Source organism: Clostridium saudiense, from assembly GCF_000577815.1.
Classification (GTDB): domain Bacteria; phylum Bacillota; class Clostridia; order Clostridiales; family Clostridiaceae; genus Clostridium; species Clostridium saudiense.
Genome location: NZ_CBYM010000009.1, coordinates 1 through 15324, shown reverse-complemented (window position 1 = coordinate 15324; position 15324 = coordinate 1). Strand labels below are relative to the sequence as shown.

Below are 15324 nucleotides of genomic sequence, written 5' to 3'. Positions count from 1 at the left end.
GGTCATCCCTCCCATCTATAGTATTTATATGCTGTATATATTGTAATATTAATATTTTATTATAGGACTTTTAAGATAATCATTATAAGGATTAACTTTATTATTTAATATTGAATAAGCAGCTGTTGCTTGTAAATCAAATTTTAATAATGGATTATCTGAAAATCTTGGTACTTTAGTTATTAAAGGAATAGAAGAATTACTTTTAATTAATGAAAGAATTTCTCTTCCTTTTTTATTGAAGCCTAAAACTCTAGCATATAAGTTGTTAGTATCTTCTATATTTTTAAAACAATCATTATCAAGTCCTAGATATATGTGTGTAAGTAATCTTGAAATCTTACTATATGTATATCTTTTGCTTTTTATTTTTAATATAAATTCATCGTATGAATTAGATGAAGATATTTCTTTAATTATTTTATTTTCTAAACCTTCTGTTATTTCATAAAGATTGTTAAAATTTATACAGTTAGTTTGGATTTTGTACTTAATATACTTGAACATTTCTTCATCGAAGATAAAATCATAATTCTCTTCTTGCAATTTACTAAAAATTTCATAAGACTCTAATGGAATCAAATTTTTAATATTTTCAATAGGGGATGAAGATTTTAAAACTTCTCTAATTGAAGTTGCAGAAGAGAAAGAAGTAGATATCTCTTTATCGTTATAATTTGAACCTTCACGCCTTAAGGTTACAGGATTAATGGAACTTCCTAGTTTTAAAATAGCTTTTATATATTCAATACCTAAAATGTTATTTGATGAAGTGACGATATTATTTATATCTTCATCATTTAAATATTCTATTAAGCTTTTTTCTCGAGATTTTGCAAAAGTAAGACCTAATGATAAATTTCTTTTCAATAAATTTTGAAAATCAGAATCTTCGCTTACAAGGACCTTAGCAATTTCTAATAGTTTTTTGCTGTCCCCGCACTCGGAGCCAAAGAAAATATTATCAACTACTCCTAAAGAGTTTAATATTGAAACAGCACCTTTTGCAAAAAATTCTGCAGAAGAGACAGCATAAAAAGTTGGAAGTTCTATTATTAAATCAACTCCATTATTTAAAGCCATTTCAGTTCTTTGCCACTTGTCTACTATGGCAGGGCCGCCTCTTTGTACAAAGTTTCCACTCATAATGCATATTACACCATCACAGTTTGTTTGTTTCTTTGCTTCTTCTAAATGGAATTTATGACCATTATGAAATGGATTATATTCAGTAATTATTCCTGTTATATTCATATTTTAACTCCTTTTTGGGAAATATAAAAATATTATAGCATAGAGGAGGAAAAGTGAAAGGTTTTATATAATATAAATATTATATAAGATTTAAACGTGTATAAAATTCAGAAAATTTATAATATAAAGAATTAATTTTTTGCGCAATTTAGGTATTGAAATATATGCATACATGGGAGTATATTAGTATTGTTGATGAGACCGTATAAATTCGAAAGGGGAAATTAGATATGGAACTTATGGATAAATTATGGAACGCTGCTAAAGAAAATAAGCAAAGAATTGTTTTACCTGAAGGTGATGAGGAAAGAACAATTGTTGCAACAGAAAAAATCCACAAATTAGGTTTAGCATTTCCAATCTTAATCGGTAACGAAGAAAAAATATTACAAAAGGCTAAAGAGCTTGGAGTTGATTTAACAGGAGTTGAAATTATAAATCCTGAAAAATCAGATAGACTACAAGATTATATAAATGCATTTTATGAGTCAAGAAAAAATAAAGGTATGACTATAGAAAAAGCAGATAAAATCGTTAGAGATCCATTATACTTTGGAACAATGATGGTAAAGTTAGATGATGCTGATGGAATGGTTTCAGGTGCTGTTCATACAACAGGTGATTTATTAAGACCAGGTTTACAAATTATAAAAACTGCACCAGGGGTTTCAGTAGTATCAAGTTTCTTTATTATGATGGTACCAGGATCTAAGTATGGAGAAAATGGAATGTTATTATTCTCTGACTGTGCTGTTAATCCAAATCCTAATTATGAACAATTAGCTGCAATTGCAATTGCAACAGCTGATACAGCACGTAACCTTTGTAAGGTTGAACCAAGAGTTGCTATGTTATCATTCTCAACTATGGGAAGTGCAGACCATGAAATGGTTGACAAGGTTAGAAAGGCAACAGAACTTGCAAAAGAGTTAAGACCTGATTTATTAATTGATGGTGAGCTTCAATTAGATGCAGCTATAGTTGAAAGTGTTGCAGCTCAAAAGGCTCCAAATAGTAAAGTTGCAGGTAAGGCAAATGTATTAATATTCCCAGATTTACAATCAGGAAATATTGGATATAAGCTTGTTCAAAGATTTGCAGGAGCTGAAGCTATAGGACCAATGTGTCAAGGATTTGCAAAGCCAATTAATGACTTATCTAGAGGATGTAACTCAGAAGATATCGTTAATGTTGTTGTTTTAACAGCAGTTCAAGCACAAGCTCAAAATACAAAATAGACAAAAATTAAATAGTTTTAAGAGGTGTTCAAAAATGAAAGTATTAGTTATAAACTGTGGAAGTTCTTCACTTAAATATCAATTAATCGATATGTCGACAGAAGAATCATTAGCTCAAGGATTAGTTGAGAGAATAGGAATTGAAGGCTCTGTTTTAACTCAAAAGGTTGAAGGTAGAGATAAATACATTATAAAACAACCAATGGCAGATCATAAGGATGCAATAAAGCTAGTTTTAGAAGCTTTAGTTGATGAGAAAAATGGAGTTATTTCATCTATGGATGAAATCTCAGCAGTAGGACATAGAGTTGTTCACGGTGGTGAAAAATACAATCAATCAGTTGTAATAAACGATGAAGTTAAGGCATACATAGAAGAATGCTTTAAATTAGCACCACTTCACAACCCAGCTAATATGATAGGAATTAATGCTTGTGAAGAATTAATGCCAAATACACCAATGGTAGCTGTATTTGATACTGCTTTCCATGGAACTATGCCAGAAGAAGCATACATTTATGCTTTACCATATGAATTATATCAAAAACATGGAATAAGAAAATATGGATTCCACGGTACTTCTCATAAATATGTTTCTCAAAAAGTAGCAGAAGTTATGGGAAGAGATATTAAAGATTTAAAAATAATCACTTGTCATTTAGGAAACGGTGCAAGTGTATGTGCTGTTAAAAATGGTGTTTCTGTAGATACTTCAATGGGATTCACACCACTTGAAGGAGTTGCTATGGGAACTAGATGTGGTAACATTGATCCAGCAATAGTTACTTTCTTAATGAAAGAAGAAGGTTTATCAGCTGATGAAGTAAATGATTTAATGAACAAAAAATCAGGTGTTCTTGGAATTTCAGGAATAAGCTCAGATTTCAGAGATATTGAAGATGGAGCATTCAAAGATAAAGATCCAAGAGCTATATTAGCACTTAAAGTATTTGAATATAAAGTAAGAGCTACAATAGGATCTTATGCTGCAATTATGGGCGGAGTTGATGCTATAGTATTTACTGCTGGTGTTGGAGAAAATGGTCCAGAAACTAGAGAAGAGTGCTTAAAGGGATTAGAATTCTTAGGAGTAGAAGTAGATAGAGAAGCTAACAATGTTAGAGGTAAGGTAAGAGAAATATCAAAACCAGGATGCAAAGTTAAAGCATTTGTTATACCTACAAACGAAGAATTAATGATTGCAAGAGACACTTTAGAATTAATACAAAAGTAATTATGTAAATAAGCTTGACTTTTATGTCTTAGCTTTATATAATAAATTGTGTTTGAATTCAGTAAATTTTGGCGAGGAGTGAAAAATCGCTTGGCTCGAGCTATACATAAAGTATAATATACCTTTAAAGGTATGAGGAAATCTTCCAGAGCATAAGATATGATTATTAATTTTTCAGATTTATTGTCTAAAAAAAATAGGAAAAAAGAAATATCTTTATCATTCGAGTTAGAACCTTTTGAATTCGAAGGAGAAGAAATTAGAGCAATTGAAAAAGTTGATGTTAAAGGGGTTGCAATATCTGAAAAAGATGTTATATTAATAGAGGCTTCGATAAAAACAAAACTAAAGTTAAATTGTTCGAGATGCTTAGATACCTTTATCTATCCAATAGATATTGATATAGAAGAAAGGTTTACAAACGATCCAGATCTTGAAGATGATGGAATAATGTTTGTAGATGGTGATACAATTGATATTACCGAAATTATTGAAAATTGTATTATTTCAACCTTACCTATCAAAAGACTTTGCAAAGAGGACTGTAAAGGACTATGTTCTGTATGCGGTGCGAATAAAAATGTTGAAAATTGTAGTTGTTTAGATTATGATGTAGATGTTAGGCTTGCAAAGCTTAGAGAGTTGTTTGGGGAATAAGGAGGTGTAATAATGGGAAATCCAGCTAGAAAGACATATAGAGCAAAGAGAGATTCTAGAAGAGCTCAAACTTTTAAGTTAAGCTTACCAGGAATAGTTGAATGTCCACAATGCCACGAAATGAAGATGGCTCACAGAGTTTGTAAGAACTGTGGATTCTACAAAGGTAAAGAAGTAGTTGCTTCAACTGAAGAATAAAAGAAAGTCATTTGACTTTCTTTTCTTTGTATATAAAGAAATAAGGGGTGAAAGAAATGAGAATTGCTATAGACGGTATGGGTGGAGATAATGCACCACAAGCAGTTATTAATGGTGTTATTCAAGCTTTAAATGAATATAACGATTTGGAATTTTATATTACAGGCCCAGAAGAGGTTATTAAGGAGCAGTTAGCAAAGGAAGGTTACAATGGTGACAAAATTAACATAGTTGATGCTAAAGAAGTTATAAGTACTAATGAGCATCCAGTTATGGCTATACGAAAGAAAAAAGATTCAAGTCTTTGTAAAGCTTTAAGTCTTGTTAAAGAGAAAAAGTGTGATGCAGTATTATCTGCAGGAAGCACTGGAGCTTTTTTAGCTGGCTGTAATTTTATAGTTGGAAGAATTAAGGGGGTTAAAAGACCAGCCTTAGCACCTATTATGCCAGGAAAGAATGCACCATTTATGATTGTTGATGCTGGAGCAAATGTAGATTGTAAACCGGAATATTTAGTTCAATTTGCACATATGGGAAAAGAATATTATAAAGGTGTGCTAAATGGTGAGAATCCTAGCATTGGATTAGTTAATATTGGAGCAGAAGAAGAAAAAGGAAATGATTTAACAAAGAATACATACCAATTATTAAAGAATGAAGAAACTCTTAATTTTATTGGTAATGTTGAGCCTAGAGATGTTACTTTAGGGGATACAAATGTACTTGTTTGTGATGGCTTTGCAGGGAATACTATATTAAAGATGTATGAGGGTACGGCATCAACAGTATTAAATATTGTTAAGGACGGTATGTTATCTTCAGGGATAACTGCAAAAATTGGTGCACTTTTATTGAAACCTGTTTTTAAAGATATAAAGAAAAGATTTGATTATAAGGAATATGGAGGGGCTCCTTTCTTAGGTGTTGATGGTATATGCATTAAAGCACATGGAAGTTCAGATGGGAAGGCCTTTAAAAATGCTATAAGACAAAGTAAACAATTTTATGATAATAAAGTGTTAGATAAAATTAAAGTTGAATTAGAATTAAAAGCATAAAAAGTTTATTTAATATTATGTATTTAGAAATTTATAATCTTTAAATTTATTTTCATAATAAATATAAGTAATGCATATTGACTGTATTAAAAATATATAATATTATCTAAATGGGTGTGTTTAGGAGGTGAAAGAATGTTTGAGAAAGTTAGAGAAATCATTGCTGATAAGTTAAGCATTAGTGAAGATGAAATTACTATGGATTCATCATTTTTAGAAGACTTAAATGCAGATTCTTTAGATATCGTTGAGTTAATAATGGCTTTAGAAGATGAGTTAGATATGGAAATACCAGACGAAGATGCTGAAGGTTTTGTAACTGTTGGCGATGTAGTTAAATATGTAAAGTCACATGTTGAGGAATAAATAAGATCCCGCAGAATTTGCGGGATTTTATGTTATAAATTACTTTAAGTAAAATTTATCAAATAGTTTATTCTTGAATTTGTTTTTGTAAGCAAGTTGAAGAATAAACTTGAAGGAGTGTAAAAAATGAATAATTTCTATCAGAAAGAAGCGGAAGAAATAATAGGGATTAAATTTAATGAACCTAAATTATTGCTTACGGCTTTAACACATTCATCTTATGCAAATCAGCATAGAGATGAAGAGTATAATGAAAGATTTGAATTTTTAGGAGATGCTATTCTTCAAGTATGCATAACTGAATACTTATTTTTAAATTATAAAGATAAAAGCGAAGGTGAATTAACAAAAATTCGTAGTTTGATTGTTTGTGAAAATTCATTATATGAAATAGGTAAATCTCTTAATTTAGGATATCTTTTAAGAATGAGTAAAGGTGAAGAGTTAACAGGAGGGCGTGAAAGAGTTTCATTAATTGCCGATGCAGTTGAAGCTTTAATTGCAGCTATATACTTAGATAAGGGATTAGAATTTACTAAGGATTATATTATAGGTAGATTTGAAGAAATAATTAAAAAAGCGATAAATAATGATATTATTTTAGATTATAAGACTAGATTGCAAGAATATCTTCAAAAAAATGGTGAAATATCGATAGTTTATGAGCTTATTAAGTTTGAAGGACCACCACATAGAAGAAAATTCTACACAAAACTAATTATTGATAATAAAGAATTAACATGTGGAGAAGGATATAGTAAAAAAGAATCTGAACAAAATGCAGCAAAGGCAGCATTAGAAATTTTGGAGGAAAAAAATGAGTAAGAATTATTATATAATTCCTATTTTTATTTCACATCAAGGATGTCCTCATCAATGTGTTTTTTGTAATCAAGATAGAATTGCAGGGAAATATGAAGAAGTATTTGCTGAAGATGTAAGAAATACAATTGAAGAGTATTTAAGCACAATTAACAAAGGTGCTACAGTAGAAGTATCATTCTTTGGTGGAACATTTACAGCTATTAGTGTGGCTAAACAAAAAGAATTGCTAGAAGTAGCTAGGGAATATAAACAAAAAGGGTTAATTAACAAAATAAGGTTATCTACAAGACCAGATGCCATATCTCCATATATTTTAAGTTATTTAAAGGAATACTGTGTAGATATAATTGAGTTAGGAGTGCAATCCTTAAATGATGAAGTATTAAGAAAATCAGGAAGAGGTCATTCTGTAGAGCATGTTGAAAAAGCATCAAAATTAATAAAGGAAGCTGGGTTCACTTTAGGGCATCAAATAATGCCAGGATTACCAGGTGATAATTTTGAAATAGATATTGAAAGTGCTAAAAAATCTATAGCAATGAAGCCAGATATTTGTAGAATATATCCATCATTAGTCATTAAGGATACTCCAATGGAAGATATGTATAATAGAGGAGATTATAAGCCTTATTCATTAGATGAAGCTGTATATATTTCAGCAGAAATGTTAAAATTATATAATGAAGCTAAAGTAAAAGTAATAAGAATTGGCCTTCAGCCAACAGATACTATTACTACAGGAAAAGATATAGTTGATGGTCCTTTCCACCCTGCATTTAGGGAACTTGTTGAAGGGTATTTAATTTGTGAAAGTCTAAAGGAAAAAGCGCCACAAGAAAAAGATATAATTATAGAAATAAATGAAAAAGATATTAGTAAATTATATACTAATAGAAAGTATTATTTTAATAAATTTTTAAATAGCAGAAATAGCAAGACATATGTACATACAAATAATAAAATAAAAAAGGGTAGGCTAAAATTAACTGTTATTGAAAAAGTAGAAGAATTTAAAATATAAACTGAATTTTAAGCTTAAGATAGAGTTTTAATTTCTCATTAAGATTAAAATTTCATATTTAGGGCTGTGCCAGTTGTTATCTCTATACTAAAGAAGTGAGAGTGTTACAGATAGCTAGCCATGAGATAAATTTGACTTATATGACAAGGGCAAGGGGTACAAAATAAGGAATTAAGCAATCTTTATTTACACCTTTTGAATCTTGTCATTGCTTTATTGATATTTCTTTAGCTTTAATATAAACTAAAGGAAGAATGGAGTGTGTTATTTATGAAGGCAAAGACAAGACAAAAAATGCTTTATGTTATTACAGTGTTTATGCTAATTGCATTTATACTTGGGTTAGTACCAGCAATTTTCTAAATTAGATAAGGAGTGTATTTATGTTTTTAAGGTCGCTTGAGATACGTGGATTTAAATCTTTTGCAGATAAAACAGAGCTAAGGTTTAAAAAAGGTGTAACAGCAGTAGTTGGACCTAATGGTAGCGGTAAGAGTAACGTATCTGACTCTGTAAGATGGGTTTTAGGAGAGCAAAGTGTTAAGAGTCTTAGAGGGGGGAAGATGGAAGATGTAATTTTCTCTGGGACTCAATTTAGAAAACCTCTAGGACTTGCACAAGTATCTCTTACATTAGATAATTCAGATGGTGAATTAGCAACTGAATATAATGAGGTAACTGTTACAAGAAGAATATTTAGATCAGGTGAAACAGAATATTTAATTAATAATCAAAAATGTAGATTAAAGGATATTACTGAATTATTTATGGACACAGGAATAGGTAAAGAGGGATATTCTATAATTGGACAAGGTAAAATAGATGCTATATTAAGTGGTAAACCAGAAGAGAGAAGAGCTCTTCTTGAAGAGGCAGCAGGAATTGTAAAATATAAGTCTAGAAAAGAAGAAGCAGAAAAAAGGCTTGATAATACAGATAATAATCTTGTTAGAATTAGAGATATTATTGCTACATATGAAGAAAGACTAGAGCCATTAAGAGTTGAAAAAGAGAAGGCTCTAAAATATAAAGAGTTGGCTGAGCAGTTAAACGTTAAAGAGGTTTCTGTTTTAGTAAACTATATTGATAAAGTATCTATAGATATTGAAGGATTAAGTTCTGAAATAGAAAAGAGACAAGAAGTTGTAGATAAAAAGAGGGAAGAACTTAGAAGATTTAAAGAAGAACTTGATAAACTACAAGAAAAAGTCGAAGGCTTAGAGAGAAAAAATAAGTTAGAAAAAGAAGAATATTATAATAAAAAAGAAGAACATTCTAATCATAATAGAGATATTGAACTTTTTAATGAAAGAATTAATAATTTTACTTCATTAATTGAAAAAGAAGAAAATGAAATAAAAGGACTTAAAGATTCTTTAGATAGATTATATATTGAAAAAAGAGAGTTAGAAGAAAGTTTAAATGCTAAGGCTCAGGAAAATAAAGATAAAACTACTGAAATAAGAGAGATAGAATCTTTAATTAATGAAATTACTATAAAAATAGATAAAACACAAAGAGAGTTATCAACTCTTAAAAATAATGAGTATGAAATTATTTCTAAGAATTCGAATATTAATAATAGTATTCAATTATTAGAAAAAGATATTAAAGATAAAAATGAAATTGAAGAGTCTTTAGAAAGTTCTATAGTAACTTTAGAAGGTAATTTAGCTATAAATGTAGGAACTATTGAAGAATTTAAGCAAAAGCTTAAAAATACAAGAGATGATATTTCAAGTATTGAAGAGGAAGTAGTTTCTATAAGAAAAGAATTATCTAAGACGCATTCTAATTTAAATAATAAAGATAATAAGCTAAAGATGTTATCTAAGAAAATAAATGAATCAGAAGCAACTCATACAACTTTATCTAATTTAGAAAAGCATTATGAGGGATATAATAGGACTGTTAAGAATTTAATGGATCATATTGAAAAAGGGCGAGTACAAGGAATAAAAGATATTAAGGTTCTTGGAGAAGTTTTTGAAGTAGAAAAGCAATATGAAACAGCTATTGAAATTGCATTAGGTGGATCAATTTCTAATGTTATTACGGTTACTGAAAATGATGCGAAAAATTTAATATCTTATTTAAAATCAAGAGGTCTTGGAAGAGCTACATTCTTGCCACTTAATATAATTAAGGGGAAAAGATTAGATGTACCTGTAGAAATTCAAAAAGCTAAAGGATACTTAGGGATTGCATCAGATATTTTAAAGTATGATGTAAAATATAAAGGTGTAATTGACTACAACTTAGGTAGAACTATTATTGCTGAAGATATGGATTGTGCTCTTAATATTTCTAAAATAGGAAGACATAATTATAAGATTGTAACTTTAACTGGTGAGGTAATTAATCCAGGGGGAGCACTAACTGGAGGAAGTATTCAGGGGAAGAATGCAAATCTTCTTGGTAGAAAAAGAGAAATTGAAGAGCTTGCTTCAAATATTTTAAAGTTAAAAGAAACTTATAATAATGAAGTTAATGTGTTTAATGAAATAAAACGTACTATTAAAGAGTTAGACGAGGAAATATTAAATAAAAGAGAAGAAATACACAGTAAAAACATCGAATTAACAGTTTTAGATGGAGATATAAAAGCGCTTGTTAATGATGGAGATAAGCTAAGTAAAGGTATAGAAAAAGCAAAAAAAGATATAGAAGAAAATAAACGTAATATTAAGTATTTAATTGAAAAACTTGAAATTAAGAAAGAAGAGTTAAATAAATTAGATGCAAAAAGAGAAGAACGTAAAGAAAGATTAAAAGTTATAGAAGAGGAATTAGTTAATAATACTAAAGAAAGAGAAAGACAAAAGGAATTATTAGTTAATTTAAAGGTTAATAGTGCTACATTAGAAGAAAGTCTTCAAGGTCAAAGAATGCAATTATCATCTAAAAATTTAGAGATAAGAGAAAAAGAAGTAAAAATGAAGCAATTATTAGTAGGTATAGCTAATAACAAAGACAATATAAAAGCTTTAGGTGAAGATGTTAATAATAAGAAAAATGTATTAAAGGAAATTGAAGTAAGAGTAATAGAACTTGAAAATATTTTTAAGGAAGATGAAATTTTAAAAGTCAAAATTAAAGATGAATATAAAGTTAAAGAAAGTTCTACTAATGAAATAATTGAAGCTATAAGGATAGATGAAGGTGAGCTTAATAAAAGGGCAATACAATTTGCTAGAATAGAAAGCGAACAGGAGTCATTATATAATAGATTGAATACAGAATTAAATTTAACTCTTGCAGAAGCAAAAGAAATTGCTATAGAAGTTGAAAGTGTTAATGATTTAAAAGAAGAAATTTCAATACTTAAATCAAAGATAGCTTCTTTAGGAACTGTAAATTTATCAGCAATTGTTGAATATGATGAAGTTTGTGAAAAATATGAATTTATGTCATCTCAAGAATTAGATTTACAAAAGGCTAAAGAAGAGCTTATTGGGGTTATTGAAGAAATGACAATCCAAATGCAGGAGTTATTCAAAGAAAACTTTAAGATTTTAAACGAAAACTTTGGAGAAACTTTTAGAGAATTATTTAAAGGTGGTAGTGCAGAGCTTATTTTAGGTGGAGATGATATATTAAATTCTAATATAATTATTAATGTTGAACCACCAGGGAAGAAGCTTCAAAACATTAATTTAATGTCAGGGGGAGAAAAGGTTCTTTCTGCAATTGCATTATTATTTGCAATATTGAAAATGAAACCTACGCCATTCTGTATTCTTGATGAAATAGAGGCTGCTTTAGACGATGCAAATGTTTATAGATATGCAGAATTCTTAAAAGCATTTTCTGAAAATATTCAATTTATAGTAATAACACATAGAAAAGGAACAATGGAAGCTAGTGATGTAATGTATGGTATAACTATGGAAGAAAAGGGAATATCAAAAGTAGTATCAGTAGACTTATCTAATAATTAGGAGGAGTTAAGATTATGTTTGGAAAATTATTTAACAATCTTAAAAATGGATTAACTAAAACAAGAAATGCGTTAACAGATAAAATAAATGAAGCTTTAAATTTAGCTGTAACTATTGATGATGATTTATATGAGGAATTAGAAGAAATACTTATAATGGCTGATATAGGTATGGATACTACTATGGAAATTATCGATAGATTAAAAGATAAAATAAGAAAAGAAAAAATTAATGATGTTGAATTAGTTAGACCTGCATTAAAGAGTGTAATAGCTGATATGATGAAGGATAATAATGAAGAAAGTGAAGAAAGTATTACTGGAAAAGAAGTAATTTTGGTAATAGGTGTAAATGGTGTTGGTAAAACTACTAGTATAGGTAAACTTGCGGCAATGAATAAAGCTGAAGGGAAAAAAGTTTTACTTGCAGCAGCAGATACTTTTAGAGCTGGAGCTATTGATCAATTAGTTGTTTGGAGTGAAAGAGCAAAAGTTGATATAGTTAAGCATGAAGAAGGATCAGATCCTGCAGCTGTAGTATTTGATGCTATTAATGCTTCTAAATCAAGAGGTGTTGATTTGCTAATTTGTGATACAGCAGGTAGATTACACAACAAGAAGAACTTAATGGATGAGTTAGGTAAAATTAATAGAGTAATAGATAGAGAGTTATCTGGCGCTCATAAGCAAACTTTATTAGTTTTAGATGGAACAACAGGTCAAAATGCTGTAATTCAAGCTAAGCAATTTATGGATGTTTGTCCGATAGATGGAATAATATTAACTAAACTTGATGGAACAGCTAAAGGTGGAGTTGTAATTTCAATTAAAAATACTTTAAACATACCTGTTAAGTATATAGGTGTAGGAGAGGGTATTGATGATTTACAAGTTTTCGATCCAGAAAGCTTTGTAGAAGCACTATTTTAGTTAAAAGTTAAGAGTTAAGGGTTAAATTTAGCTGGTGCTAAATTTATAAAATATATAAAACTTCTTAAAGAAGTTTTAATCCTAACTATTAACTATAAACTCAAAACTATTAACTAAAAAAATTTGTTGCTAAAAATTATTTTACTAATTAAAATAACTATAGATACCAATAGGTATAAAATCATAGGAATAGCAGTAGTTTAGCACTTTATATTGAGATTTAAAAAAAATAATTAAGTGTTAAGTAAAAATACTTGACACCTAATTATTATTCTGTTAGAATCTCATATGTGGGTAAGGTGATATGCATGGAAGATAGAGTTGAGATTTCCTTATTAATGGATTTTTATGGTCCATTACTTACGGAAAAGCAAAAAGGTATCATGGAGCTATATTACAATGAGGATTTATCATTAGCTGAGATTGCTGAATTAAACAACACGAGTCGCCAAGCGATTCATGACCTTATAAAAAGATGCTATAAACAATTTCTAGCCTATGAAAGTAAATTAAATTTACTACAAAAGTCTTTTGAAAAAGAAAAGAAAATTATTAATTTATTAGAAAAAATTAATGAGAAATATTCTTTATCAAATGAAGATTATACGAGTTATAAAGAAGCACTAGAAAATTTATAGGCATAGGAGGGTTACCATGGCTTTTGAAGGTTTAGCTGATAAGTTACAAGAAACGTTTAAGAAACTTAGAGGCAAAGGTAAATTAAGTGAAAAAGATATAAAAGAAGCCATGAGAGAAGTAAAACTTGCATTATTAGAAGCTGATGTTAACTTTAAAGTTGTAAAAACTTTTGTTAAAAATGTTAGTGAAAAATGTGTAGGTAGTGAAGTTTTAGAAAGCTTAACACCTGCTCAGCAAGTCATCAAGATTGTTAATGATGAACTTACAGATCTTATGGGTGGTAGTGAAAGTAAAATTAACTTCTCAAGTGTAGGACCAACTGTTATTATGTTAGTTGGGCTACAAGGAGCGGGTAAAACCACAATGGCTGGTAAACTTGCACTACAATTAAGAAAAGACAAGAACAAGAAACCTCTTTTAGTTGCATGTGATATATATAGACCAGCAGCTATTAAACAATTAGAGGTAGTAGGAAAGCAAATTGACATTCCAGTTTTCCAAATGGGTGATAAAATTAGCCCTGTACAAATTGCCAAAGAAGGTATAAAATACGGTAGGGAAAACGGAAATAATGTTGTAATTATAGATACAGCTGGTAGACTTCATATAGATGAAGAGCTGATGACTGAACTTAAAGATGTAAAGGCTGAAGTTAATCCTTCAGAAATCTTACTTGTTGTTGACTCAATGACAGGGCAAGATGCTGTGAATGTTGCAGAAACCTTTAACGAAGCACTTGATATCTCAGGAGTTATATTAACAAAGCTTGATGGAGATACAAGAGGTGGAGCTGCTTTATCAATTAGACATATGACTCAAAAACCAATTAAATTTATTGGTGTTGGGGAAAAGATGAACGATTTTGAAGTATTCCATCCAGATAGAATGGCTAATAGAATATTAGGTATGGGTGATGTACTTTCATTAATCGAAAAGGCTCAAGAAGCTATTGATGAAAAAGAAGCTAAAGAGTTAGGTCAAAAAATGATGGAAAATGACTTTACTTATGATGACTATTTAACTGCTATGGAGCAGATGAAAAAATTAGGATCATTGAGTAAAATCATGGAGATGATACCAGGGGTTCCTAAGGAAATGAAGGAAATTGACTTTGATGCTGGTGAAAAGCAATTAGCTAGAGTAAAAGCAATAATACATTCAATGACTCCAAAGGAAAGAAGAAACCCAAAACTTATAGTAGGATCTTCTTCAAGAAAGAAGAGAATAGCTATGGGGTCTGGTACATCATTACAAGAAGTTAACAAACTCATAAAAGGACACGAAATGATGAGAAAGCAAATGAAGCAAATGAAGTCATTGACTAAAAAGTCCAAGAAAGGTCTATTTGGTAAATTACCTTTTTAAGAGTTTATATATATAACCCTTTGAAGGAGGTGAAATTAATGGCAGTAAAAATCAGATTAAGAAGAATGGGTGCTAAGAAAGCTCCTTTCTACAGAGTTGTTGTTGCTGATTCAAGAAGCCCAAGAGATGGTAGATTCATCGAAGAAATCGGGTACTACAATCCAATAACAGAACCTGCAGAAATCAAAATCGATGAAGAAAAAGCTACAAAGTGGATCAACAATGGTGCACAACCTACAGATGTAGTTAAGAGATTATTCAACACAGTAGGTCTTAACAAGTAATTTTTGGGAGGTGAACTCTGCATAGTACATAATGTATTTGCAGACTCTTATGAAAGATTTAGTTGAAATAATTGCTAAATCCCTAGTGGATAATCCTGATGAAGTTCGTGTAAATGAAGTTCAAGGAGAGCAAGACTTAATTCTTGAATTAAGGGTTGCTCCTGAAGATATGGGTAAGGTAATCGGTAAACAAGGTAGAGTAGCGAAAGCTATTAGAACCGTAGTAAAAGCCGCAGCACTAAACGAAGATCGAAAAGCAGTAGTTGAAATTATCGATGTAAAGAGTTAGGATTTTCCTAACTCTTTTTTTATTAT

General features: G+C 29.7%; 15 protein-coding genes. 14 read left to right on the top strand and 1 reads right to left on the bottom strand.

Annotated features, from left to right (window positions below; translation table 11 throughout):
* Positions 1-48: 48 nt before the first annotated feature.
* The gene (locus tag TY07_RS06360; protein WP_042396893.1) at positions 49-1254 is read right to left on the bottom strand and encodes a nucleotidyltransferase; all 1206 of its coding nucleotides are present in this window, start codon (positions 1252-1254) and stop codon (positions 49-51) included.
* Positions 1255-1484: 230 nt separating this feature from the next.
* On the opposite strand from TY07_RS06360, the gene pta reads away from it, so the two are divergent.
* From pta to TY07_RS06290, 14 genes are all read left to right on the top strand, one after another.
* Positions 1485-2492, top strand: a complete 1008-nt coding sequence (gene pta, locus TY07_RS06355; protein ID WP_042396889.1) for a phosphate acetyltransferase — start codon at positions 1485-1487, stop codon at positions 2490-2492.
* Positions 2493-2526: 34 nt separating this feature from the next.
* Positions 2527-3726: an acetate kinase gene (locus TY07_RS06350; RefSeq protein WP_042396886.1), complete on the top strand. Its 1200-nt coding sequence runs from the start codon at positions 2527-2529 to the stop codon at positions 3724-3726.
* A 159-nt stretch (positions 3727-3885) separates the two neighbouring features.
* Complete coding sequence (locus TY07_RS06345) at positions 3886-4383, top strand: YceD family protein (protein ID WP_042396884.1); 498 nt, start codon at positions 3886-3888, stop codon at positions 4381-4383.
* A 12-nt stretch (positions 4384-4395) separates the two neighbouring features.
* Positions 4396-4581 carry a 50S ribosomal protein L32 gene (gene rpmF / locus TY07_RS06340; RefSeq protein WP_005213472.1) on the top strand — a complete coding sequence of 62 codons (186 nt, stop codon included), beginning with the start codon at positions 4396-4398 and terminating at the stop codon, positions 4579-4581.
* Positions 4582-4637: 56 nt separating this feature from the next.
* Positions 4638-5639, top strand: coding sequence for a phosphate acyltransferase PlsX (gene plsX / locus TY07_RS06335; protein WP_042396879.1), 1002 nt, complete (start codon positions 4638-4640; stop codon positions 5637-5639).
* 135 nt (positions 5640-5774) lie between these two features.
* Positions 5775-6005 carry an acyl carrier protein gene (acpP, locus tag TY07_RS06330; protein ID WP_042396875.1) on the top strand — a complete coding sequence of 77 codons (231 nt, stop codon included), beginning with the start codon at positions 5775-5777 and terminating at the stop codon, positions 6003-6005.
* Positions 6006-6131: 126 nt separating this feature from the next.
* Positions 6132-6830: a ribonuclease III gene (rnc, locus tag TY07_RS06325; RefSeq protein ID WP_042396872.1), complete on the top strand. Its 699-nt coding sequence runs from the start codon at positions 6132-6134 to the stop codon at positions 6828-6830.
* Entirely contained in the window at positions 6823-7851 is a 1029-nt protein-coding gene (locus TY07_RS06320) for an elongator complex protein 3 (RefSeq protein WP_042396868.1), read from the top strand. The genes rnc and TY07_RS06320 overlap by 8 nt, the downstream gene beginning before the upstream one ends.
* A 383-nt stretch (positions 7852-8234) precedes the next feature.
* A complete protein-coding gene (gene smc / locus TY07_RS06315; RefSeq protein WP_042396865.1) occupies positions 8235-11792 on the top strand; it encodes a chromosome segregation protein SMC in 3558 nt (1185 codons plus the stop codon).
* A 14-nt stretch (positions 11793-11806) separates the two neighbouring features.
* A complete protein-coding gene (ftsY, locus tag TY07_RS06310) occupies positions 11807-12721 on the top strand; it encodes a signal recognition particle-docking protein FtsY (protein ID WP_042396862.1) in 915 nt (304 codons plus the stop codon).
* 308 nt (positions 12722-13029) lie between these two features.
* Entirely contained in the window at positions 13030-13359 is a 330-nt protein-coding gene (locus tag TY07_RS06305; protein WP_042396859.1) for a putative DNA-binding protein, read from the top strand.
* A gap of 16 nt (positions 13360-13375) precedes the next feature.
* Positions 13376-14725, top strand: coding sequence for a signal recognition particle protein (gene ffh / locus TY07_RS06300; protein ID WP_042396856.1), 1350 nt, complete (start codon positions 13376-13378; stop codon positions 14723-14725).
* 38 nt (positions 14726-14763) lie between these two features.
* Positions 14764-15009 carry a 30S ribosomal protein S16 gene (rpsP, locus tag TY07_RS06295; RefSeq protein ID WP_042396852.1) on the top strand — a complete coding sequence of 82 codons (246 nt, stop codon included), beginning with the start codon at positions 14764-14766 and terminating at the stop codon, positions 15007-15009.
* Between the two features lie 49 nt (positions 15010-15058).
* Positions 15059-15298, top strand: a complete 240-nt coding sequence (locus TY07_RS06290) for a KH domain-containing protein (RefSeq protein WP_042397158.1) — start codon at positions 15059-15061, stop codon at positions 15296-15298.
* Positions 15299-15324 lie beyond the last annotated feature (26 nt).

Excerpts from the sequence above, each read along its gene's own strand:
- plsX (WP_042396879.1), top strand. The coding sequence starts at position 4,638 with ATGAGAATTGCTATAGACGGTATGGGTGGAGATAATGCACCACAAGCA.
- TY07_RS06305 (WP_042396859.1), top strand. The coding sequence starts at position 13,030 with ATGGAAGATAGAGTTGAGATTTCCTTATTAATGGATTTTTATGGTCCA.
- TY07_RS06345 (WP_042396884.1), top strand. The coding sequence starts at position 3,886 with ATGATTATTAATTTTTCAGATTTATTGTCTAAAAAAAATAGGAAAAAA.
- ffh (WP_042396856.1), top strand. The coding sequence starts at position 13,376 with ATGGCTTTTGAAGGTTTAGCTGATAAGTTACAAGAAACGTTTAAGAAA.
- pta (WP_042396889.1), top strand. The coding sequence starts at position 1,485 with ATGGAACTTATGGATAAATTATGGAACGCTGCTAAAGAAAATAAGCAA.
- smc (WP_042396865.1), top strand. The coding sequence starts at position 8,235 with ATGTTTTTAAGGTCGCTTGAGATACGTGGATTTAAATCTTTTGCAGAT.
- acpP (WP_042396875.1), top strand. The coding sequence starts at position 5,775 with ATGTTTGAGAAAGTTAGAGAAATCATTGCTGATAAGTTAAGCATTAGT.
- ftsY (WP_042396862.1), top strand. The coding sequence starts at position 11,807 with ATGTTTGGAAAATTATTTAACAATCTTAAAAATGGATTAACTAAAACA.
- rnc (WP_042396872.1), top strand. The coding sequence starts at position 6,132 with ATGAATAATTTCTATCAGAAAGAAGCGGAAGAAATAATAGGGATTAAA.
- rpsP (WP_042396852.1), top strand. The coding sequence starts at position 14,764 with ATGGCAGTAAAAATCAGATTAAGAAGAATGGGTGCTAAGAAAGCTCCT.
- TY07_RS06350 (WP_042396886.1), top strand. The coding sequence starts at position 2,527 with ATGAAAGTATTAGTTATAAACTGTGGAAGTTCTTCACTTAAATATCAA.
- TY07_RS06320 (WP_042396868.1), top strand. The coding sequence starts at position 6,823 with ATGAGTAAGAATTATTATATAATTCCTATTTTTATTTCACATCAAGGA.
- TY07_RS06290 (WP_042397158.1), top strand. The coding sequence starts at position 15,059 with ATGAAAGATTTAGTTGAAATAATTGCTAAATCCCTAGTGGATAATCCT.
- TY07_RS06360 (WP_042396893.1), bottom strand. The coding sequence starts at position 1,254 with ATGAATATAACAGGAATAATTACTGAATATAATCCATTTCATAATGGT.
- rpmF (WP_005213472.1), top strand. The coding sequence starts at position 4,396 with ATGGGAAATCCAGCTAGAAAGACATATAGAGCAAAGAGAGATTCTAGA.